Annotated in this window: 20 protein-coding genes; 16 read left to right on the forward strand and 4 right to left on the reverse strand. The window is 62.2% G+C overall.

Annotated features, from left to right (window positions below):
* The first annotated feature begins 24 nt into the window (after positions 1–24).
* From ACT2BZ_RS05400 to ACT2BZ_RS05415, 4 genes are all read left to right on the forward strand, one after another.
* Positions 25–537 carry a hypothetical protein gene (locus ACT2BZ_RS05400; protein ID WP_457939825.1) on the forward strand — a complete coding sequence of 171 codons (513 nt, stop codon included), beginning with the start codon at positions 25–27 and terminating at the stop codon, positions 535–537.
* A 76-nt stretch (positions 538–613) separates the two neighbouring features.
* Complete coding sequence (locus tag ACT2BZ_RS05405) at positions 614–1,957, forward strand: bifunctional DNA primase/polymerase (protein WP_457939826.1); 1,344 nt, start codon at positions 614–616, stop codon at positions 1,955–1,957.
* Positions 1,958–3,550: a hypothetical protein gene (locus ACT2BZ_RS05410; protein WP_457939827.1), complete on the forward strand. Its 1,593-nt coding sequence runs from the start codon at positions 1,958–1,960 to the stop codon at positions 3,548–3,550.
* A 676-nt stretch (positions 3,551–4,226) separates the two neighbouring features.
* On the forward strand, positions 4,227–5,030 hold the full coding sequence (locus ACT2BZ_RS05415) for a class I SAM-dependent methyltransferase (protein WP_457941231.1): 804 nt from the start codon (positions 4,227–4,229) through the stop codon (positions 5,028–5,030).
* Between the two features lie 605 nt (positions 5,031–5,635).
* Here the strand turns inward: ACT2BZ_RS05415 and ACT2BZ_RS05420 are convergent.
* A complete protein-coding gene (locus tag ACT2BZ_RS05420; protein WP_457939828.1) occupies positions 5,636–7,666 on the reverse strand; it encodes a TRAP transporter permease in 2,031 nt (676 codons plus the stop codon).
* A gap of 73 nt (positions 7,667–7,739) precedes the next feature.
* Positions 7,740–8,753, reverse strand: a complete 1,014-nt coding sequence (locus ACT2BZ_RS05425; protein ID WP_457939829.1) for a TAXI family TRAP transporter solute-binding subunit — start codon at positions 8,751–8,753, stop codon at positions 7,740–7,742.
* A gap of 461 nt (positions 8,754–9,214) precedes the next feature.
* Between ACT2BZ_RS05425 and ACT2BZ_RS05430 the strand changes: the two genes are divergently transcribed.
* From ACT2BZ_RS05430 to ACT2BZ_RS05475, 10 genes are all read left to right on the forward strand, one after another.
* Positions 9,215–9,403: a hypothetical protein gene (locus ACT2BZ_RS05430; protein ID WP_457939830.1), complete on the forward strand. Its 189-nt coding sequence runs from the start codon at positions 9,215–9,217 to the stop codon at positions 9,401–9,403.
* 464 nt (positions 9,404–9,867) lie between these two features.
* A complete protein-coding gene (locus tag ACT2BZ_RS05435) occupies positions 9,868–10,509 on the forward strand; it encodes a TetR family transcriptional regulator (protein WP_457939831.1) in 642 nt (213 codons plus the stop codon).
* A gap of 94 nt (positions 10,510–10,603) precedes the next feature.
* Positions 10,604–11,647 carry an NAD-dependent epimerase/dehydratase family protein gene (locus tag ACT2BZ_RS05440; RefSeq protein WP_457939832.1) on the forward strand — a complete coding sequence of 348 codons (1,044 nt, stop codon included), beginning with the start codon at positions 10,604–10,606 and terminating at the stop codon, positions 11,645–11,647.
* Positions 11,648–11,746: 99 nt separating this feature from the next.
* Complete coding sequence (locus ACT2BZ_RS05445) at positions 11,747–12,754, forward strand: ABC transporter substrate-binding protein (RefSeq protein WP_457939833.1); 1,008 nt, start codon at positions 11,747–11,749, stop codon at positions 12,752–12,754.
* A 51-nt stretch (positions 12,755–12,805) separates the two neighbouring features.
* Positions 12,806–13,582 (forward strand): ABC transporter permease, encoded by a 777-nt coding sequence (locus ACT2BZ_RS05450; protein WP_457939834.1) that lies wholly within the window; start codon positions 12,806–12,808, stop codon positions 13,580–13,582.
* Entirely contained in the window at positions 13,579–14,346 is a 768-nt protein-coding gene (locus ACT2BZ_RS05455) for an ABC transporter ATP-binding protein (protein WP_457939835.1), read from the forward strand. The genes ACT2BZ_RS05450 and ACT2BZ_RS05455 overlap by 4 nt, the downstream gene beginning before the upstream one ends.
* Positions 14,347–14,356: 10 nt before the next feature.
* Complete coding sequence (locus ACT2BZ_RS05460; protein WP_457939836.1) at positions 14,357–15,052, forward strand: hypothetical protein; 696 nt, start codon at positions 14,357–14,359, stop codon at positions 15,050–15,052.
* The gene (locus ACT2BZ_RS05465) at positions 15,049–15,906 is read left to right on the forward strand and encodes a fumarylacetoacetate hydrolase family protein (RefSeq protein WP_457939837.1); all 858 of its coding nucleotides are present in this window, start codon (positions 15,049–15,051) and stop codon (positions 15,904–15,906) included. The genes ACT2BZ_RS05460 and ACT2BZ_RS05465 overlap by 4 nt, the downstream gene beginning before the upstream one ends.
* A complete protein-coding gene (locus ACT2BZ_RS05470) occupies positions 15,899–17,527 on the forward strand; it encodes a GMC family oxidoreductase (RefSeq protein WP_457939838.1) in 1,629 nt (542 codons plus the stop codon). Before ACT2BZ_RS05465 ends, ACT2BZ_RS05470 begins: the two co-directional genes overlap by 8 nt.
* Positions 17,524–18,723, forward strand: a complete 1,200-nt coding sequence (locus tag ACT2BZ_RS05475) for an MFS transporter (RefSeq protein WP_457939839.1) — start codon at positions 17,524–17,526, stop codon at positions 18,721–18,723. Before ACT2BZ_RS05470 ends, ACT2BZ_RS05475 begins: the two co-directional genes overlap by 4 nt.
* Before the next feature lie 96 nt (positions 18,724–18,819).
* Here the strand turns inward: ACT2BZ_RS05475 and ACT2BZ_RS05480 are convergent, their stop codons facing one another.
* Together ACT2BZ_RS05480 and ACT2BZ_RS05485 are read right to left on the reverse strand one after the other, a co-directional pair.
* A complete protein-coding gene (locus ACT2BZ_RS05480) occupies positions 18,820–19,947 on the reverse strand; it encodes an NAD(P)/FAD-dependent oxidoreductase (RefSeq protein ID WP_457939840.1) in 1,128 nt (375 codons plus the stop codon).
* Positions 19,948–19,999: 52 nt separating this feature from the next.
* On the reverse strand, positions 20,000–21,001 hold the full coding sequence (locus ACT2BZ_RS05485) for an SIS domain-containing protein (protein ID WP_457939841.1): 1,002 nt from the start codon (positions 20,999–21,001) through the stop codon (positions 20,000–20,002).
* A 93-nt stretch (positions 21,002–21,094) separates the two neighbouring features.
* Between ACT2BZ_RS05485 and ACT2BZ_RS05490 the strand changes: the two genes are divergently transcribed.
* Both ACT2BZ_RS05490 and ACT2BZ_RS05495 read left to right on the forward strand, forming a co-directional pair.
* Positions 21,095–21,952, forward strand: a complete 858-nt coding sequence (locus ACT2BZ_RS05490; protein WP_457939842.1) for a PfkB family carbohydrate kinase — start codon at positions 21,095–21,097, stop codon at positions 21,950–21,952.
* A 136-nt stretch (positions 21,953–22,088) separates the two neighbouring features.
* Complete coding sequence (locus ACT2BZ_RS05495) at positions 22,089–22,922, forward strand: ABC transporter substrate-binding protein (protein WP_457939843.1); 834 nt, start codon at positions 22,089–22,091, stop codon at positions 22,920–22,922.
* Positions 22,923–22,927: the final 5 nt, after the last annotated feature.

The following is a 22,927-nucleotide window of genomic DNA, read 5'->3' on the forward strand; positions in this document are numbered from 1 at the left end:
TCAACACAATCGATGGAGAATAGCATGACCCAATATGTTGCTGACAAGGATGGATACCGTTGGAAGAAGGACATTTTCACCAAGTGGTGGCTGAACGACGAGTATGATACGATTTATGCTTGGATCAACTCCGGTGACGACGACGAGGTTAGTGTCGAGTTCGAAGCCTTGTCGTGGGAAAACCCGGATGTCTCTGATCCGGTCGTGATACCGACTTCTGCAGACTATTTCTGCGTGGTGAGTTGGCTCGACCCGTCGGGAAAGCTGCATCACCGATGTCACCCAGTGATCGCTTGGCTCCACAGCGACGACTCGGTTCATCCTCTTACAGCTACCGATGTCCGGGACAGGTATCCCTCGGCAATTCTGCATCCGAACGGAGAGGTCTTCGCGCAAGAGCAGACTTGGCCGTCGCTCGAGGATTATCTAGAGGATCGGCGTCCCGAGCTTGAGGAGCGTGAACGCAGGGTTGCTCTTGTGGAGAGGCTGCAGGCCGAGAAGAGGGCTGAGGCCGCCAAGGCGGAAAAGCCTTCCTGAATGCTCAAGGAGGGCAGTGCTTTTGCGAGCACTGCCCTCCTTGCCTCCTTGTCCCACATTTGTCGGAGTCCTGACCATGCATGGGCATTCGCTTCGCCATCATATCGACCGTCTCTGCTCGCTTGGCTTACAGGTGGTCCGCCTCCGCGCCGGCACGAAGAGCGCCTTCGAGAAGAGCTGGCCGACTCTGGTCCGGACCGCAGATGATTTTCAGCCTGGCGACAATATCGGCGTTCGTTTCGGACCGGGCAGTGGCAACCTGATCGACGTCGACCTCGACTATCCGACCGCGCGCGGCCTGGTTGGCTGCCCGGCTTTCGGACTCGACCATCTTGTCGAGTTCGGCCGTGCGAGCCAGCCGGTAGGCCAGCGTGGTCACCGCTTGGCGATCGTGCCGGACTCACCCAATGAAAGCCGTGTGTTCGGCATCCGATCGAAGGAAGCCGCTGCGCTCATGAAGGCGCGCGGGCTTGGACTGACCATAGTCGAGATCCGCGGCTCGAACGGCAGCCAGACCGCCGTTCCGCCAAGCATTATCAGGCAGCCTAGCAAGAAGCCTGACCGCCTCGTCTGGAGCAATCCCGACGCCGAGTTCCCCGAACTGTCCTGGGGCGAGCTGAACTGCCGCGTCGGACGGCTGGCTTTCTCCGCTCTTGCCGCTGCTGTCTATCCCGACAACGACCGCGACGCCTTCTGCCTGTCCGTCTTCGGCGTACTGGTAGAGGCAGGCGTCGATCTGGTCACCGCCGAGCAGATGGTCTGCGAGGTTGCCGGACTCGCGGGCGATGAGGCCGCACGCGATCTCGTGCTGGAACATCATGGCGAGGGCTTGGCCGATTTTCTTGCTCTGACGAGGCTCCAGCCGCTTGAGCCCTCGATCCGGTCATGGCTGGGCGTAGAACTCGCCGACTTGATGGGTTCCGGGCAACAGCTGCCAGACCACGACCATGCGCAGGGCGACGTGAAGTCCGGCCAGATCGATGCCGACACGTTGCGGACGCTTCTCGAGGTTCTCGATCCATGCGATTTCGGAGGCTACTACGACCACCTATCCATCTTGCAGGCCTCACACCATGCGACCGGCGGCAGCAAGCCTGCCTGCGAGGCGGTTGTCGCCTGGTCGGCCCAAAATTCAGATTTCGGTCCCGGTAAGCGCGACAAGTCGGGCAACCTTTGGGCGGACATTATCCGAGGCGCCTGGAAGCGCTCGAAGGTGCAGCGAGACGGCCGAGTTTTTACGCTTGGCACGCTTCTCCATCACGTCCGCGAAGCTGGACACCAAGATCTGGCCAACCGGGTGATGATTCAGGCCGCCTTTGAGCCCTTTGAGGATCCGACCGCAAAGACAATCGAGGTCGTCGAATACGACGCACCGGTTATCGACACCGTAAACTGGAATGCGAACGTAGAGGAGAAGTAGATGAACGAGCACACAAATATCGACGAGCCGATCGTCAAGTACTCGCGGCCCGAGCTGCCACGCTGCCTCAACGAAACCGAAGCCGAGCTCCGGCGGAGCGTTGCGCCGATTTGGCAGATGCGCGGGCGTCTCGTGGAGATGATCCGCCTAGATGCCGACGATGAATCCGAAGGCGTCAAGCGACACGCTGGTGCGCTTCAGATTCATGTCCTCAACGATCATCGGCTTCTCGAGTTGATGCTAGGCTCGGTCAAGTTTGCATCGTGGAATGAACGGCGGAAGGTTTGGGTGCGCAGTGCTCCGCCCCTGGAGTTTTCGCGCCACTACAACGCTCGCGGCGCATGGGGTCTGCGCGTCCTGCGCGGCATCGTCGAGGCGCCGACCATGCGGCCGGATGGCACGATCCTTTCGCAACCCGGCTTTGACGATTTGACCGGTATCTATCTCGACACCGGCGGCGTCGAGTTTCCGCCCATCCCCGATCAGCCAACCCGAAGTCAGGCTCTTGCCGCTCTTGGAAAGCTGAAGGATGTCATCAAGGATTTTCCATTCGTCCTCGACGACCAGAACGACCCGCTTGAGGAAAGTGCCTATCGGTCCGTCGCGCTATCGGCAATCCTGACGGCCGTCAGCCGTAAGGCGCTGCGAACTGCGCCTGGGCATGGCTTCGACGCAACCAGCATGGCCACCGGAAAGACGCTGCTCTGCGACACCATCTCGATGATCGCGACCGGCCGCCCTGCCTCGACGATTTCGCAGGGCAAGAACGAGGAGGAGTTCAACAAGCGGCTCTTTTCTATCCTGCTGCAGGGCGATCCTGTCATCACGATCGACAACATCGAGCAGCCGGTGCGTTCCGACGAGTTCTGTACGGTGTTGACCTCGGAGACATGGCAGTGCCGCGTGCTCGGCATCTCCGGCAACCGCACCGTCATGACCAACGTGCTTTTCTTGCTCAATGGCAACGGCCTCACCTTTGAAGGTGATATTCGCACCCGCGTCCTGATCTGCCGCATGGACTCCCGCGTTGAGGATCCCGGTGCGCGCCGTTTCGATCGCGATCTACGTGAATGGGTGCCGCAGCATCGGGCCGAGTTGGTCGTGGCGGCGCTTACCGCACTGCGCGCCTTTGTGGTTGCGGGGCGACCGGGCCTGGACAAGCTGCCGGCCTTCGGCCGTTTCGAGGACTGGTCGGATCTTGTACGCGGCGCGCTCGTATGGCTCGGCGAGCCAGATCCATGCGCAACCCGCCAGGATATCGATGCGCATGATCCTGAGCGTGAAGCCCTTTCTGCGCTGCACAGGGCATGGCGCGATGTCATCGGGGCAAAGAACCTCGTCACTGCCAAGGCATTGATCGAGGCGGCCAGCCCTGACCTGTTGGAGAACGTAGCCGACAACGACCAGAAGGCCGCTGCGGCTGAAAGGCTTCGAGATGCCCTCGAAGGAATCTCGCCGCGGTACAGCAATCCCAAGGTGCTCGGCACCTACCTCAGCAAGTACGTCGGGCGCATCGTCGACGGCTATTGCATTCGCGAGCACGCCATCCTCGGAAAGTCGAAGGAGTATCTGCTCGACATCGCAATTGGGTAGGGGTGTGAGCAGGGTCATAAAAGCGATGGCGCGGGAGATGTTCGGCTTTCGATTGGGACCGTTGGGAGTGTTGGTACCTATTTGCCCCTGATCTTGAACGAAGTCAGAGAGAAAGAAGACTTCTATTCGTGAACGGCCGAAAAGTGTCCCAACGAACCCAACGCTACCAACGAAATAGCCGCTTTCGCGAATTGTCCGGAGTCGGACGAAAAGGGTCCTCCCGGCCGTTTCGATGCTACCTGGGGGGCTGCAGCGCGATGTCTGCCTCCCATTGAAGTCTTTGTGCGACACCTAGTAGGCCTCGAGGCGGCAATGGGAATTAATGCCTTCCAGCCGCCTTCCTTAGACATGCGGCAGCCCCCTCGGCGATGCTGGATTCCATGCTGGATTTTCAGGTCACAACGGCACAAATTCGGCGTCGCCGCCCTATGCTGCGTATATAATAATAATTGCCTGGAACGAGCCAGCACCGCTTGCGGGAGCCTCACGTCGGCTTGCTGCTGAGCCAGTCCTGGTCGGGGACGTAAAATGCATCGCCAATGTCGGTCACGTGAGCGGTCAGTGCAGCGTGACCGGGGAACTAATTCACCGTCGGATTCGCACGACCACACCTGAAATCGTCCGCTGGCTGACAGTCACAATGTGCGATATGTTCTGCCCCAAATGGGCCCCTGCGATGCCTACTTCTATACCCAATCTCTGGAGCGGAGGTGCTGCTTACGAGCGGTATATGGGGCGGTGGAGCCGAAAGATTGCTCCGCAGTTCGCCGCTTGGGTTGATGTTCCGCGAAGAGCCAAGTGGGTAGACATCGGATGTGGAACCGGCGTGCTGACTGCAGTCATCTACGATCAATGCGAGCCTTCAGAGCTCGTGGGGATCGACAACGCCGGCTCGCTCCTGGAAGTAGCGGAGGCGCAACTCGCCGACCCCCGTGTCAGATTCAAGCAGGGGGATGCGCAAGCAATTCCGGAAGGCGACGATACTTTCGACGTTGCTGTGTCGGGGCTCGTACTTAACTTCGTTCCCGACAAGGAAGGCGTGATTGCGGAGATGGCCCGCGTCACTAGGCCTGGCGGCACGGTCGCGCTCTACGTGTGGGACTATGCGGGTCATATGCAGGTGATGCGCCACTTCTTCGACGCCGCTACTGCTTTCGACCCGAATGCCAGCGAGTTCGATGACGGCGTAAAGGCGCCAGTCTGCCGGCCGGGCCCTTTGGGCGAGCTCTTTTCTGGCGCAGGTCTCACCGACGTGGAAGTACGGGCGATCGATATCCCGGCCGCGTTCAGTAGCTTTGACGACTATTGGACACCTTTCCTGGGCGGGACCGGCTCTGCGCCGAAATACTGCATGTCTCTCGATGAAGGGGCGCGCGGTCAGCTCCGCGACGCGATCAGGAGTCGGCTGCCAACGGGACCAGACGGCGAAATCCTACTTGCAGTAAGGGCTTGGGGAGCGAAGGGGCGCGTCCCCGGGTAGCGACGCACTTGGTTCGTGGAATCAAATCGAAGGCGGGAAGGTGCGCTTATCCGGAGATGCGAACGTGCACTCTGTTGGAGGAACCAAAGGACAAGGCATCTGTTCTAATCGGGAAGTGGCCCTTTGGTGGCGATGGAGGCACGACATGGCTAGCAGCAAGAAAGTCCCTCACGAGAGCGAGTTCCGCGCCCTACTTAGGCGATCGGAGCGCAAGGCCGACATCAGCTTCGGGAAGGTAGTCAGGAGCACCCTCGAAGCACTACCGCCTGTTCCTGGTGTCCTGCGGGGTTCCAAACTTATGGCTCGTTCGGGACCGGCACGCGGCGGAGTTGGAAATATCGGGGCGCAGTTGCAGCCATGATTCACGGATCGCGGGCACTTCGCGGGACGGCAGGATCATCAGCGGTACGATGACCCAAGTAGGATTATCGCACCGACGTCGGCTGTAGCCAGAGAGACGACCAATTTCGCAAGAGCAAGGTCGTGACGGTCCGCCGAGAGGCATCTCCGCCACCCGAGTTGCCATTGAGCACTAGCCTACCGAAGTGACTGCCGCGCAGAGAGCAGTGCCGCCAAGTTGCTGCCCCCAATGACGTCATCAGAAACTAAAGCTGCCTGAGCCCCCTCGCTGTAATCCCCTGCCAGACGAGCACGATCGCAAGGAGCGATACGCCGATTATCGTTGAATAGAACTCAGGCGCGACCAACAAGAGCGCGGAGACGATCAGGGCCGCGCGCGCAGGAACCCCTAGCGGTCGCAGAAGATATGCCGAAAACGCCGCCGAAAGCGCGGTGATTCCGAGCACCGCCCCGCTGGTCGCTAGCAGAAAGCTCTGCCAGGTAAAATCCTTGACTACGATCAGCATCGACGGCGAGAAGACAAATACGAAAGGTACCAGGATCTTGCCGATACCGAGCCGAAAGGCCGTGTTGCCGGCCTTGAAGGGATTGGCGTTGGCAATGCCGGCCGCGGCATAGGCGGCGAGCGCCACCGGAGGCGTAATGTCGGCTAGCACGCCGTAGTAGAAGACGAAGAAGTGCGCGACCAGCGGCTCAACCCCCAGCAGCACGAGGATCGGCGCGGCGACTGTGACCATGATCAGGTAGTTAGCCGTCGTCGGTATGCCGCAGCCCATCAAAATGCAGACGATGCCGGTAAGGATCAGAGTAAACAGCAGCGTCAGGGTCGGCATCGACATCAAGTCGAAAGGGATTAACGGCTGGATGGCCGATGCCCAAGCGGCGGCGTTGGACGTGACGATGTAGGAAACTTTGAAGCTGACGCCAGTCAGCGTCACCACGCCGATGACAATGCCTACCGTGGCAGCAGCGGCGCCCACCGCGAGAGCGTATTTCGCCCCGAGCACAAAGGCCTCAAATACGTCCTGCGGCTTCAGCCGCTGGCGCGGGTTGAGGAAACCGATCACCACGCATGAAGTAATGCCCCAGAAGGCGGCCAGATAGGGCGTGTTTCCATTTAGTAGGACGGCGACCAGCACGAACAGCGGCACAACGGTCGGCCAGTCGTGCTTCAGCACCATCCATACTTTTGGTAGTTCGTCGGGGCTCAGGCCGCGCAAGCCCTGACGCTTGGCCTCGAAATGCACCTGCAGCAGCACGCCGAGAAAATGCATGGAGGCCGGAACGATCGCGGCAATGAGGATGTCGGTGTAGGGGATGCCGAGAAACTCGACCATCAGGAATGCGGCGGCACCCATCACCGGTGGCGTAATCTGTCCGCCGGTACTGGAGGCCGCCTCGACGGCGGCGGCAAAGTGGCGCGGATAGCCAATGCGGATCATCGCCGGAATGGTCAGTGAACCCGTGGTCACCGTATTGGCGATGGACGAGCCGGAGATCGAGCCGAGGAGCGCCGAGGAAAGCACCGAGACCTTAGCCGGACCACCGGAGAAGCGGCCGGCGAGCGCCGACGCCAGATCGATGAACAGCTTGCCTAGCCCCATGCGGGTAGCCAGCACGCCAAACAACACGAAGTGGAAGACATAGGTGGCGACCACGCCGACCGGCAGGCCGTATATGCCCTGGCTGGTCAGATAGAGATGGTTGACCACTGTCGACCAGTCGGCGCCGGGATGAACGAGCAGTCCAGGTGCTGAGCGACCGAAGACGGCGTAGAGCATGAAGATGACGGCGATGACCGGCAGCGGCCAACCCATGGCGCGTCGGGTTGCCTCGAGTAGAACGACAATCAGCATCGTGCCCATGACCACGTCGATGGTCAGCGGGTTGCCGATCCGGAAGGCCAGGTCGTGGAAAACATATGGTACGTAGAGAGTCGACACGACCGCCGCGGCTGCGAGCAGCCAGTCGATTATCGGCAGGCCGGCCGGGCGCAGCACGGAAGAGGGGTAGAGGGTCTTCTGGCCCTTAGATGTTGCCGCGAAGACGAGAAAGATTAGCGCCAGCACGAAAGCCATGTGGACGCCGCGATGAGTGACCTCGCGAAGCAGGCCGAAGCCGGCGGTGTAGTAGTGGAACATCGACAGCGAAAACAGCAGCCCGGCGGTAAGCCACGAGGCCGTCGGGCCAAGCGGGCGGAAGCGCACTTCGGGGTCGAACTTTTCCTCGAGCTTACGCGCTTCCGCTTCGTCGAATTCGATCTGCTCGCGGCTCATCGGCGACCTCTCCTGTCAACAAAAAGGACCGGGCCGCATAGCCGCCCGGTCCTCCGGTCGTTTTGGTGGCAGCCTATTTCAGGACGCCCGCTTCCTTGTAGTAGCGCTCGGCGCCCGGATGGAGCGGAATGCCGACGCCGTCAAGCGCCGTTTCCAGCGTGATCGACTTGCCCTTGGCGTGGCCGCTGTCGAGCAGGGCGCGCGAGTTCTTGTTCCACAGCGCCTTGGTGATCTCGTAGACGAGGTCGTCCGGCTGGTCGGTGCTGGTGATCCACTGCGCGCCGACGCTCACCGTTTCGGTGTCCGCGTCAACGCCCTGGTAGGTGCCGGCGGGAACGACGTTCTTGGCGAAGAACTGATACTTTCCGCGCAGCCCCTCGGCCTCGGTGCCGGTGATCGGAACCAACGTGATCGGCAGGCTGGTGGCCAGTTCGGTGATCGCGCCGGCCGGGAAACCACCGACGAAGAAGAAGGCGTCCATATTGCCGTCGCGCATCAGGTCGGCCGCCTGATTGGGCTTCAGGAACTCAGCCTCGACGTCTGCTTCGCCCAAGCCGTAGGCCTCGAGGATCAACCGCGCGTCGACCAGCGTGCCGGAGCCCGGCTCGTCGAGCGACACCTTCTTGCCCTTGAGATCGGCGACAGATTTGATGCCAGCATCGGCGCGGGCCACGAGATGGATGCTTTCAGGGTAGAGATTGGCGATGGCGCGAACCTTCTCGACAGCACCCTTGTCAGCAAAAATACCAGTGCCGCTGTGTGCCCAGAAGGCGACATCCGACTGCGAGAAACCCGATTCCAGCGAGCCGCCGGCAATGCCGTTGACATTGGCAACGGAGCCATTCGAAGCCACAGCCGTCGCGACGAGACCAGGCACGCCACAGCTGCCGCCCTCGTCGCATGCGCGAGAACCCGGCGGATTGGAAATGGCATTTGCGATCAGGCCGCCGATCGGGAAATAGGTGCCCGCGGTTCCGCCCGTCGCAATGCGGAAGAACTGTATGTCCTGCGCACCGCTAACGCCAGCAGCCAGCGTGGCCGCAACGGCCGCGGCAACAGCTAGCTTCATTGCTCTTTGAAACATCATTCTTCGTCCTTCTCAAATCTGTTGAAGCGCCTGCCAGGCAAACGCGAGCGCATACACAAAACGATGGCAAGGACAAAGTCTAGTCGGGACTCGCGCGATAGCGTTCAACTGTCAGGCTCCCGATTCCATGATCCGAAGATCGGTCTGACAAAAGGGAGTGTTGCTTGAGCCCCTGACATGCCTATGCCCCTGCACTAGGAAGCTGGCAGCCCGATTCTGCACCAGCAAAATGCGCTGCAAACACAGCGGACCACAACGATGCAGGGCCGGCTACATCAAAGCATTGGCCTGGTGAGAACCCACACCTAGCGTGGCTGCGAACAACTTTTACTGCGAGGACAAATTCGGCCGACGATCAGGGCGGGAGGCAAGCTACCGTTGGATCGGCCGGTATTGACGGGGCCCTTCTATCCACGTGTTTTTACAATGAGCGACAATCCTCCGATTAACTTGGAGGTCCCATGCTTTCTCTACAGATCGTGTTCATGGCCACAGTCGGACTAACTGTAGTCAGCGGCATCACCGCTACCGCCATCGTCATGTTCGGCGATACCCGGCACAATCGCGGCCAGCGCCTCGTTGCCGAGAAATTTGCCCAGATCGCGTTACTCGGAGCTGCCGCAATTATATCACTCTTGGCGATCCCCTGAGATCGCGCGCAACAACGCACGCGAGCGCTCTCAGGCAGATCTCTACAGGCCACTTCGCTTCGGTGATTGCGGGCTGCGGTTTGCTCGTCGACCACCGGGAACCATCCTCCAGTCCGCTACAGTGAGGTAGATTACGACTCCTGCTGCGTCTCATATAGGTGGAGCCTACGCAGCGCTATTAGAGGTGTCAGCCAATCAACCGACACATTCAGATGGAGCAAATTGCCATTGTTCAAGTACCTGCCGCCCTAAGAGAAGCCAGCGAAAGAGGCAGGACCGCGCACGCCGACGAAGGATTCCAAGAGACACAAGACGGAATCCCCTTGCCGGTCACTCTCTTGAGCTTTGACCTGTCTTGTGTCTACACGGCAGGGTCCGTTTGAGGTAGTCGAGGCGCAAGGAGAGGCCGTGAGTACAGACGAGTACTATTCTATCGCAGCCTCTCCGAGACTGGAGGGTGCACTATGACCGCCGCGACCGAGCGGAAAGTCAGGACGCGCGATCCCGAAGCGACCAAGGCGAGGCTGCTAAAGGTGGCGACCGCCGAATTCGCGGCCCGCGGCTATGATGGGGCGCGCGTCGAATCGATCGCCAGGAAGGCCGGCGTCAACATCAATCTCGTCTATCATTATTTCGGCAGCAAGGAGGGCATCTACGTTGCCGCGCTCGAATCGATCTACGTTCTGATTCGCACCCGCCACCGCGACATGGTCCTCAAGGACCTCGACCCGGTCGCCGCGATGAGCCAGCTTGTGCGGTCGACTTTCCGCATGTTCGTCGACACGCCCGAGGCCATCGGCCTGCTAGTGGCGGAGAACGTCCAGCGCGGCAAGTACGTGCGCAGTTCCGCCCTGATCGCCGGCCTCTACAACGCCTTGCTCGAGTTCATCCGCGACACGCTGGACCGCGGGGTTGCAGCGGGGGTCTTTCGTGCCGGCGCCGATCCGGTCGAGCTTTTCATCTCGATCAACGCCGAAGGCTATTTCTACCTTTCGAACCGGTACACGCTCGGGTTCATCCTGCACCAGGACCTGATGACCGACGAGCGCCTCAAGGCGCGCGAGGACCACATCGTCTCGGTCATACTAGGCTATCTCCGGCCCTAGCCGTTCTCTCACACGACCGGAATCGGCGCCAACCCGACTATTGACAAACCTCTGTAACTAAGTAAGTACTTAATTAATTACAGAGGAGGATTTCATGACCGAGCATCCGCAGATGCACCGACTTCCGGCGACCATCGGAACCGAGGAGGAGCTCGAAGAGCTGCTCTCGCGGCCCACTCCGTGGCTTCCGGAACTGCTCGGCTCGCTCGAAGGCGATATCATGGTGCTCGGCGTCGGCGGCAAGGTCGGGCCGTCGCTCGCGCACATGGCCAAGCGTGCGGCGCCCGACAAGCGCGTCATCGGCGTCGCGCGGTTCTCCGAGCCGGGTCTGCGCGAGCAGCTTGAGGGCTGGGGCATCGAGACCATCGTCTGCGACCTGCTCGACCGCGAGGCGGTGGCCGACCTGCCCGATGTCGCCAATGTCGTCTACATGGCCGGCAAGAAATTCGGCACCGGCGAGGATCCGAGCTTCGCCTGGGCGATGAACACCCATGTTCCGTCGCTCGTCGCCGAGCGCTTCAGCGATTCCCGCATCGTCGTCTTCTCGACCCTTTGCGTCTATCCCTTCGCCCCCTTCGTCGGCGGCGGCTGGAGCGAATCGGTGGAGCCCGGGCCCTATGGCGACTACGCTACGAGCTGTGTCGGCCGCGAGCGCATGTTCTCGCACTTCTCGCGCAAACACGACACGCCCGGCCGGCTGATCCGGCTCAACTACGCGATCGACATGCGCTACGGCGTGCTGCACGACATCGCGCGCTGGGTGAAAGACGGCACGCCGATCCCAATCGGGACGGCATTCGCTTCCGTCATCTGGCAGGGCGACGCCAATGCCCAGATTCTCGGCGCCCTGGCGCATTCCACCACACCGACTTCGCCGCTGAATGTCGGCGGACCCGAGCACGCCAGCGTCATGATGATTGCCGAGGAGTTCGGGCGCCGCTTCGGACGCGCTCCCGTCTACGACGGCGAGCCGGCGGCCGAGGGCTGGTACAACAACACGCTTTCCGCGCAGCGGCTCTACGGTTATCCGACCGTCTCGCTCGCTGTGATGATCGACTGGGTGGCCGACTGGATCGGCCGCGGCATGCCGTCGATCGAAAAGCCGACGCACTACGAGGAACGCGGCGGCCGCTTCTGACCGCAACGGCAACGGACTGCGCACGTTGACCGCAGTCCGTCGTGGAAACACCAGCGCGAGTGCGGCGCGATCACCGCACGAACCAAGGGAGGTAATGCAATGAGGAATATCGTTCGAACCGCCATCCACGCGGCCCTGCTGGCAACTGTCGCGCCGATGGCGGCGCAGGCAGCCGACAAGGTCACCTTCGTGCTGAACTGGACGACCTCCGGCGAGCATGCGGCGATCTTCTACGCCGACAGCGCCGGCCTGTTCCGTGACGCCGATCTCGATGTCACCATCGAGCAGGGCCAGGGCTCGACGGTAGCTGCCCAGCGCGTCGGTGTCGGCTCGGCGCAGATCGGCGTCGCCGATCTCGGCGCCGCGATGGTCGCCAAGGGCGCCGGCGCGGACCTCGTCGCCGTGATGAACATCTACGCGAACTCGCCCTATCAGATGTACTGGCTGAAGGATTCGGGCATCAAGGGTATCGAGGACTTCCCGGGCCACAAGTTCGGCAATCCGCCGGCCGACGCCGCGCGCGCCATGTGGCCGGCTCTGGCCCGCGTCAACGGGCTCGATCCCGACAGCCTGAAATGGGTCAACATCTCGCCCGCCGCCAAGGTCAGCGCCCTGATGTCGGGCGACATCGAAGGCACGACCTATTTCTCCAACTACCACCACATCATGGCCGATGCCTTCGGCGACCGCCTGCAGTGGTTCGCCTGGAAGGACCATGGGCTCAACCCCTACGGCAACTCGGTCATCGTGCATGGCGAGTTCCTGCGCGACAACCCGGATGTCGTGCGTCGCTTCGTCGGCGTCATGCAGCGTGCCTCGGTGCACTGCACGGAGAGCCCGAAGGAGTGCGTCGACGTCCTGCCGAAATACTCTTCGGGCCTGAAAGTCGAGAGCGAGCTGAAGAACTGGATGGGCGTCATCGACCTGATGACGGACGAGGTCTCGACGACCAAGGGGCTCGGCTATTTCGATCCGGAGCGGGTGGCGTCGGACGCCAAGCTCGTGTCAGAAGTGTTCTCGATCAAGGAGCCGTTCGCTCCCGAGGACGTCTACACCAACGAGTTCCTCGATCCGTCGATCAAGATGGTTGCACCAGGCTCGAACTGAGCCGCAGCCGGCGGGCGGAACTCCGGTTCCGCCCGGTCCATGGAGTAGTTCATGTCATCCGACACCCGCGCGGCGCATTCCGCCGCAACCCGATATCTGCTGGCCATCGGCGTGCATCTTGTCGCCATCGCGCTGTGGCAGCTTGCCGCCGACAGCGGCAGCCTGCCGGCATACATCTTGCCGTCGCCGCTGGAGATGCTCCAGACGCTCGGCGAGGGGCGCAACGACTGGCTCGCCAACACGGCCGTCACGGCCACCGAGATTGTCGGCGGGTTCCTTCTCGCTGCTGTCGTCGGTGTCTGCCTGGCGCTGGTATTCTCGTGGAGCAGGCTGGCCAGTGCCATGCTGCTGCCGCTCCTCGTCTCGCTCAACATGGTTCCGAAGGTGGCGCTCGGCCCGATCATCATCGTGTGGATGAGTTACGGCATCACCACCAACATGCTGATCGCCTTCGCCATCAGCTTCTTCCCGATCGTCATCACCACGGCCCGCGGCCTGTCGGAGATCGAGCCCGAAATGCTCTACCTAGTGAAGACCGTCAACGCCAGTCGCTGGCAGATATTCACCAAGATCCAGTTCCCCGGCTCCCTGCCCTACATCTTCTCGGGCATGAAGGTCGCCGCGGTGCTGGCCGTCGCCGGCGCCATCGTCGGCGAATTCATCGGCTCCGACCGCGGCCTCGGCTATCTGATGATCCAGGTGCAGATTAATCTCGACACGGCGACCATGTTCATGGCGGTCACCATCATCACGCTGATCGGCGTCGCCATCTACGGGGCGGTCGCCGCCCTCGAATGGTTGCTCGTCAACCGGGGAGGAAACGCATGAGCGCCGAGCCCTTCATCCGCATGGAGAACGTCCGCAAGGTGTACGGCCAGGGCGGGCGCAACGAGTATGTCGCCGTGTCGGACGTCACGCTCGATATCGGCGAGGGAGAGTTGCTGTCGATCGTCGGCCCGTCGGGCTGCGGCAAGTCGACGATCCTGATGATCCTTGCCGGCCTGACCAGCCACGAGGGCGGAACGGTCAGCGTCGGCAACAGCGCGAGCCCCTTCGACCCGAAACGCGACATCGGCATGGTGTTCCAGCAGTCCCTGCTTCTCAAGTGGCGGACCGTGCTCGACAATGTGCTGCTGCCTGCCGAGATCCTCGGCCTGCCGATGCGCGAGGCGCGCGATCGTGCCCGCGACCTGCTGTCCCTGGTGGGGCTCGCCGGCCAGGAGACGAAGTATCCAAAACAGCTTTCCGGGGGCCAGCAGCAGAGGGTCTCCATCGCCCGGGCGCTCATCCACGACCCGAAGCTGATCTTGATGGACGAGCCGTTCGGCGCCCTCGACGCGCTGACCCGCGAGAAGATGAACCTCGAACTGCTGCGCATCTGGGAAGCCAGCGGCAAGACCATCCTTTTCGTCACCCACGGCATCAGCGAGGCCGTACTGCTCGGCAGCAAGATCGCCGTCATGACCGCCGGTCCCGCACGGCTCGCCAAGCGCATCGACGTCGAGCTGCCCTATCCGCGCACCCTGGACATGAAGACCCATGAGCAGTTCGGGGCGTACACGCGCCAAGTATACGAACTCCTGGGAATGTAGTGAGGACGACATGACCGCCAATGGTCTCATGGCCTTCTGGGCCGACATCGACGAGGACTACGTCCTGCGCTATCAGCAGTGGCACAATTGCGAGCATATTCCGGAGCGGGTCTCCATTCCGGGCTTCCTGCATGGCCGCCGCTACAGGGCCGAGGACAACTGGCCCCGCTTCCTGATGTTCTATGAAACGGAGGGGCCGGAGGTCTTCACGTCCGACGCCTATATGGCGGCGCTCAATGCCCCGACGCCCTGGACGCGCGAGGCGCTTACCCATTTCCGCAATCCGCAGCGCGCCGTCTATTCGCTGGCCGCCACCGCCGGCGGAGCGGGCGCGCTGACGGCGCCCTACATTCGCGCCGTACGCTTCGACCTAGCCGGACCGGAGGCGGAGACAGCGCTGCTTCGCTGGAACGAGGCTCTCGCCGGGGCCGAGGGCGTGCTTCGATCCCGCATCTGGAAATCGGATGCTGCCGGATCGAACGTGCAGACTTCGGAGCGCGCCATCTATGGCGGCGGACCCGGAAGCCAGATACTCCTGGCTCTGCTCGAGATGGCCGGTCCGCCGGCCGGCTACGGCGATCCGATGGCCGTGGCCGATTCCGCAGTGCCCGACCTCGCGGCCTCGCGTCGCGACGAGGAAAGTGAAACATTCTGGCTGGAGATCGCTCACGATGCTCCCGCCAAAGCGACCGGAGCCGCAGCATGAAATTGATACGTTTTGGCGAGTCGGGCAGCGAACGGCCGGGCCTGATCGACGCGACCGGCACGGTGCGCTCGCTCGCCGGCATCGTCGCCGACATCGGGCCTTCGGTCTTGTCCGACGAGCAGCTCGCCCGTTTACGCGACCTCGATACGTCCTCGCTGCCGGCCGTCGATGAGGGCACCCGCCTCGGTCCCTGCCTCGCCGGTATCGGCAAGATCGTCGGCATCGGCCTCAACTACTCCGACCACGCTGCCGAATCGGGACTACCCGTTCCGACCGAGCCGATCGTTTTCCAGAAGGCGACCAGCGCGATCAGCGGCCCCTACGATCCCGTCCGCATCCCGCCCGACGCGGTGAAGACCGACTGGGAGGTCGAGCTTGCCTTCGTGATCGGCAAGACGGCCAGGAACGTGCCCGAGTCACGCGCCATGGAGCATGTCGCCGGCTACGCGATCCTCAACGACGTCTCCGAGCGGGCCTGGCAGACTGAGCGCCAGGGGCAATGGATGAAGGGCAAGAGCCACGACACCTTCGCGCCCATCGGCCCCTGGCTGGTGACGCGCGACGAGGTCGCGGACCCGCAGGACCTCGGCATGCGGCTGAGCGTCAACGGGACGATGCGCCAGGACGGTTCGACCAGGACGATGATTTTCGGTGTCGCCTATCTGGTCAGCTATCTGAGCCAGTTCATGACCCTGCAGCCGGGCGACGTCGTCACGACCGGCACGCCCCCCGGCGTCGGCCTTGGCATGAAGCCGCCCGTCTATCTCAAGCCCGGCGACGTCATGCGCCTTGAGATCGATGGTCTCGGTCACCAACAGCAGGAAGTCGTGCTAGAGTCGCGCAGCTATGCCTGAGGGCGCCAGCCAGACCGCCGATTTCGGACGCTACGACTTCGTCGTCGTGGGCGCCGGGTCGGCCGGTTGCGTGCTGGCCAACCGGCTGAGTGCGAACCCCCGCCACAGGGTGCTTCTGCTCGAGGCCGGTGGCAGCGACAACCACATCTGGGTCCACGTGCCCGTCGGCTATCTGTTCGCCATCGGCAATCCGAGGCTCGACTGGTGCATGAGCACCGAGGCGGAGCCGGGTCTTAACGGCCGCTCTCTGCTCTATCCGCGCGGCAAGGTGCTCGGCGGGTGTTCGTCGATCAACGGCATGATCTACATGCGCGGTCAGGCGCGCGACTACGACATCTGGCGCCAGCTCGGCAATGAGGGCTGGGCCTGGGACGACGTGCTGCCCTACTTCCGTAGGTCTGAACGTCATTTCGGACCGGCCGACGAGTGGCACGGAGCCAGTGGCGAACTGCGCGTCGAGCGGCAGCGGCTCAACTGGCCGATCCTTGACCGGGTTGCCCGCGCCGCCGTCGAAATGGGCATTCCCGTCAGCGACGACTTCAACAGGGGCGACAACGAAGGCGTGGGCTACTTCCCGGTCAACCAGCGGAACGGCCTGCGCTGGAACGCCCGCAAGGCCTTTCTCGATCCGGTGCGCCGGCGACCCAACCTCCGGATCGTGGCCGGCGCCATGGTGGAGCACGTCACTTTCGAGGGAAAGCGCGCAACAGGCGTCGTGTTCCGGCAGGGCGGCAAGCTCCACCATGCCGCGGCGACGGGAGAAACGGTACTGGCGGCCGGCGCCATAGCGACGCCGAAGATTCTCGAGCTGTCCGGCGTCGGATCGCCGGAGCTGCTGGCGAACCACGGGGTCGCGGTCCGGCACGAACTGAAGGGAGTCGGCGAAAATCTGCAGGATCACCTGCAGATCCGCATGATCTTCCGGATTTCGGGCGCGCGCACGCTGAACGATCGCTACGCCTCCATGCGCGGCAGGCTTGGCATCGCAACCGAATATCTGCTGAAGCGAACCGGCCCGATGTCCATGGCGCCCAGCCAGCTCGGCATCTTCACGAAATCGTCGCCTGAATACGAGACTGCAAACATCGAATACCACGTGCAGCCGCTGTCCCTGGATGCCTTCGGCAAGCCGCTTCATGACTTCCCGGCCCTCACGGTATCGGTCTGCAACCTGCGCCCTGAAAGCCGTGGCACCTGCCACCTCGCCAGCGGCGACCCGGCCGCCGCGCCTTCGATCCGGCCGAACTACCTGTCGACCGAAGCCGACCGCCGGGTGGCGGTCGAAAGTCTGCGCCACTCGCGCCGCCTAATGGCTACCGACGAAATGCGGCCGGTAAAACCCGTCGAGCTGCGTCCCGGCTCCGAAGTGGAGAGCGACGAGGAGCTGCTCAAGGCCGCTGGCGACATCGCGACGACCATCTTCCATCCAGTCGGCACGGCGCGGATGGGCACCGACGACAGGGCCGTCGTCACCCCCCGGCTCGACGTACATGGCCTAGCCGGGATCAGCGTTGCGGACGCTTCGGTGATCCCGACGATCCCGTCCGGCAATACGCACGCACCGGTGACGATGATTGCCGAGAAGGCCGCCGAGATGATCCTCGCCCGAGCCGCCGCGTGACAGCGCCGCTGCGCGCCGCGCGTGCGGCCACCGACTGGCCCGTCGTCCTGCTCGTAACCTTCGCCGGCTCATCCGCCGCACTACAGATCGGTAAGGCGGGGGCAGCCATGCCGCTGATGCGCGTCGACCTGTCCGCCACCCTGGCGGAAGCCGCGGTATATCTTTCCGTCATCAGCCTTCTCGCCGCGCTCACCGGCGCGGCCTTCGGCCCGGTTACGGCGCGCTTCGGCTCCTTTAGGGTGGGCTTGTGCGGGCTCCTGCTGATGTCGGCCGCGTCTGCCGCTGCCACGCTGGCGAGCGGCTCCGAGTTGGTGTTCGCAGCCAGAATCGTCGAGGCACTCGGCCTGCCGCTTGTAGTCACCGCCATGCCCACACTGGTGCAGGGCGCCGCGAGGCCCGAGGACCGGGCCCTGGCGCTCGGCATCTGGGCGGCCTGGCTGCCGATAGGCGTGGCTGTCGGCATGGCCCTCGGCTTCGTTCTGCTCGAGGACCAAGGGTGGCGGACCTATTACCTTGTGTGCAGTGCCGTGCCCCTTGCGGTGGCCGCGGCGCTGGTCGCGCTGCGCCGGCGTCTGCCCCCCTCGCAGCCTGCTTCCCCAGCCTTGCCGCCCGGGCCGTCGGCGGGAACGGGGCCGGTCTTTCGCATGGCCGCCATCTTCTGCATGTTTTCGGCCGCCAACCTGATCTTCATGGGATTCCTGCCGAGCGTCATCGTGGAGTCTGCGGGCCTCAGCCCGCGCCATGCCATGCTCGTCGCGCTGGTCGGCGCCCTTCTCTTGGTGCCGGCGAACGTCGCTACCGGCGAGGCGTGTGCGCGCGGAGTGAGCCGCTACTGGCTGATGCTAATCGCTTTCCTTGCTATCGGCATCGGAGGCTTTGTTTTCTTCGATCCAGCCATTCCGCTCGTAGTCCGGCTGGTCGCGGCCGTCATCTTCGCCCTCGGCACTGGCATTGCGCCGGCGCTGATCTGGTCGTCCATCCCGGCGTTGTCGAGCCAGTCCGGCATGCCTCCGCCTGTCGTTTCGGGCACCTTCTATCAGGCCGCCGGAATCGGTCAGGTCGCCGGGCCCGTGCTGGCAGGATTTGCGGTCGAGTCCGCCGCGACCTGGCAGGCCGGAGGCTGGGTTATCGTCGCGTGTAGCATCGGGGCTGTCGGAATCGCTTTAATCGATCGCAAGGCAAGCGGATTTCGATAGATTGCGAGGCACGGTCTCCTCCCCGACCATCGATGATTTGGTGACGCGGAGGTGGTGCCTCTCATTGCACAAAGTGAATGGCACGCCAGAGCATCGTCAGCTGAAGCGTTCGACACGGAATGTTGAAAGCAATGGGTGTTGCTGATCGAAACGAATCTCTTGGGCGAGCAATTCGCCTGCAATCAGTCCAAGCGTCGCGCCACTGTGGCTGAAGGCAACTTGGAGTCCTTCGACAGCCTCGACAGCGCCCAGTACCGGTTCGCCGTCGCCAGGGATGGGCTTTGGTCCGACCGCGTAGCTAGCGAGCTCGAGTTTCGGACTTCCATCGAGCACAGCGCGTGCTTCATCGAGCAGCCCTAGTATAGTCGAATCCTGAACGGTGTACGTACCGTCCGGGTTCGCCACGACTTCCTCTTCGGACCATGCCGAGTCGAGCACAAGTGCGGCGTCCGGTGTGGGGCGGACAGCGACACGGGGAGTGTTGAGAACGGCGCGGAGTCGCGTGCCGGCCGGCCGAGTTTTCAGAAGCAGCGAAATGGGCGTTGCGTCCGATACTGCGATGCCTACCTCAGCAAGCATGGCCGGGGTATCGGGACCTACGGCCAGCATCACGACGTCGGCGGCTATTGAAGAGCCGGCTGCCGTGACAATGCCGCATACGCGCCCATGGTCGATTTTAACCTGAACTCGTCCAGCATCTGCGATCAGCTTCCCGCCGCGGGCCCGAAACTCGCCGAGGAGCAGATGGATCAACGGAACCAGATCGACCCAGCCCTCGCCAGGATTGAAGATCGCACCCTGCCGGGGGATCGCGCCGGGATTGATGCCAGGGGTAGCGGCGGCAACCTCGTCGGAGCTGAGCAGCAAGGCGTGATAGCCGCTATCCTGCTCAAGTCGGCAGATGGCCGCGATCTCATTTGACTCGTCGTCAGCGTCCCAGGTCAGTGCGCCGTCGAAACGCAACCAGGAAGCCGTTTCGGGCCTTGCAGCGGCGAGGGTCCGGTAGCGATCGATGCCTGCGAGCCTCAACCGGTGATAGGGCGTATCGCCGCGCCGCGCCGAATTCAGCCATGACAGTGAACGGCCGGACGCTCCGCTGGCCGGTGGGCCGTTGTTGACGACTGTCACATCCACACCAAGTCGCACGAGGTGGAGCGCTGTGGAGATTCCGAAGATTCCTGCGCCGACGACGACGACGTGGCGCGGCTTGGGGGATGCGGTCATGGAAACTCTTTCTTCGGGTGAACGTGGGAATGCGCGGGGCGTGCCGAAGAACTTAGTAATTGCTCAGCTTCTTCATGTAGCGCCGCCCCTCGAGCATCGGCTGATTGCGCAGGTCGGCCAGCTGGTAGGCAAAGGCCCACAGCGTATCGAAGAAGACCAGCGGTACGAGATAGGGCTTGATGCGCTCTGACATACCGGAAAGGTCGAGTTCCGCGCCGTCGAGCACCAGCATATTGTCCGGGCTGCCGTGTTCGAACAGGAAGTCGCGGGCGCGCTCGGCGAGACGTCTCGTCTCATCGAGGCCCAGCATCACTATGAAGCCGGCATCTTTGTCGACCACCTCGAACGGTCCGTGGAAGAACTCGTTGGCGTGGATGGCTTGGGAATCGTACCATTGCATTTCCATCAGTACGCAAATGGCGAATGAATAGGCCGCGCCATAGCTGGCGCCGCTGGCAAGCGTGTATATCGTCTTGCGCGGCGCAAACCGCGGCGCGTAGCGCCTGAAGCGTTCGGCATAGGCGGCGTGCGCTCGATCGATCGCAGGCTGCAGATGGGCAAGGCTTGAGATTAGGTCGGTCGTCAGGCGGCTATCTTCCTGACTGTCGATCAGGCCTGCGAGAAGCATGTAGAGCACGCCATAATTGCCATAGGCCGAATCTATAGGTTTTCCGGTTGTGTACGACGCCTGATACGCGACTGAACTGTCGACCGACTGAGCTAGAGGCGATGTCGGCTCCATCGTCATGCCGATGGTCGTGGCGCCTCGGGCGGCGGCATGCTTTGCCGCCCCCACGGTTTCGCGGGTGGTACCGGTTTGCGAACAAAGGATGACAAGTGTGTCCGGGCCAAGCCGTCGCGGATCGCGGCAAACGAACTCGTCCGCGTTGTAGATGTCGCAGGCAAACGAACCGGCGTGGCGGTCTATGAAGTACTTGCCCGCCATCATGACCGAAAGGGAGCCGCCGCAGGCAACCAGAAAGACGTGCGAAATCCGCTTGTCTGCAACCATTCCGAGGGCGCGTTGAACATCGTCTGGCAGTGCGGTGATCATTGGGATCCTCGTAGCATCGAAAGGTCGGCGCCCGTTTGACAGGAATTGAGCATTGTGCGAACGTTCTCACATTCTTAAACTGAAAGTAGTCAGATGGTCAAGATTGCCGCAATGGGCGACAACGTGGTCGATTGCTACGTCGCCCGTGGTGAGATGTTTCCCGGGGGAAACTGCCTTAATGTGGCGGTAAACGTCGCCCGTTTCGGCGGCGAGTCGGCATATGTCGGAGCGATCGGCAGGGACGCGGCAGGCGAGTTGATCCGAACCGCACTGTCAGCTGAGAAGGTGAACATCGCACGGTTACGCCACCTCGATGGCGCAACCGCCTATTGCTTGATCGGCAGTCGCGAAGGGGATCGGATATTTCTCGACTTCGATCTTGGCGTCTCGATGTTTACCCCGGACGAAGCGGATCTGGAATTCCTCGCTGGATTTCAGGCTGTTCATATCGGCCAGTCCAGCGGGCTCGACGCTTGGATCGCTTCAGCAGGACACAAAACACTGATATCATATGACTTTTCCACGCGAAGAGATGCCAAGCACCGGCGGGATATCGGCCGCCACTGTTATCTCGCGTCGATTTCCGGCGAAGATCTCGACCCTGATGAGCTCGATGACGTGATGCGAGAACTGCTGGAGTCCGGCGCCACCTGGGTGTTAGCGACACGGGGCCGTGCTGGCGCGCTGTTGCGCAACTCCTCGACATCCTACAGCACTCCCGCACGCATAATCGAACCGGTAGACACGCTGGGCGCCGGCGACGCCTTCATTTCGAGAGTACTGTACGGGCTACTCGGCGATGAAACGCCCGAGCAGGCGCTCGGTCAAGCCGCTGAGGCTGCGGCGACGACGTGCCGACACTTCGGAGCTATCGGGCATGGCGCAGCGATAGACATTCTGAGAACGGATCGAGAAGTCCGAGAGTGGGCCGATGTCCAAATGCGCGGTTAATCCTAATCGGGAAGGACCAATTGACGCAGCAAAATACTGTTGCTATGTGAGAACGTTATCACCTCTCTGCAAAGAGGTCCGAAGCTACCCGAGAGGAACGCAGGTCATGTTCGACCGCAATTGAAGAGGAGAAGATATGCGTACAGAGACAAGCAGGCGGAATTTCGTGAAGTCTGGGCTGGTGCTGGCTGCTGCACTGGTGACAGGAGTCGGCATTGGTCTGCCGTCCGCGGCTACCGCAGCCGACAATCCCTATAACCTCATCGATCCGTCAACGATCAGCGTCGGCACAATGGGCGATGCGAGACCCTATGTGTTCACTGACGCCGACGGAAAGTTCACAGGCTTCGACGCCGAACTTTTCCGCGACGTTGCCAAGCGGCTCGGTTTCAATGAAGACCAGGTGATTTTTGCAGGGCAGGATTTCGCAGCACTGCTGCCGTCCGTCGCGAACGGCCGATTTGATGTTGCCGTAGCCGCTATCGGAACGACCGAAGCGCGCAAGGAGACCGTGGACTTCGGCGACGGCTATCTGGCGGGCTACCTGTCGATCATCTCGACAGACCCCGATATGAACAGCAATGAGAGCACGGCGGGAAAGCGCATCGGCGTCATTCAGGGCACCCTCCAGGAGATCTATGCCGAAAAGAATCTCAAGGGCGACATCGTGAAGTTCCCTGACAATAACTCGGCTGTTGCCGCTCTGAACAACGAAACGATCGACGGCCACTTTACCGACTACGAATCCGCGAAGCAGTATATTGAGCGCTACCCTGATCTTAAGATCACGATGAACGTGCCCTCGTTCGACGCGCCTGCCGGCTTCGTGCTCAAGAAGGGCAACGATGCCTTCCGCGAGGCCTTGAATAAGGCCCTGCGGGAAGCCATGGACGACGGCACGTGGAAGCGCCTGCACGAAAAGTGGTTTCCGGGCACGCCGATGCCGGCTGAATACCTGCCCAAGTCGTAAGCGCG

It is taken from the genome of Mesorhizobium sp. 10J20-29 (assembly GCF_054130485.1).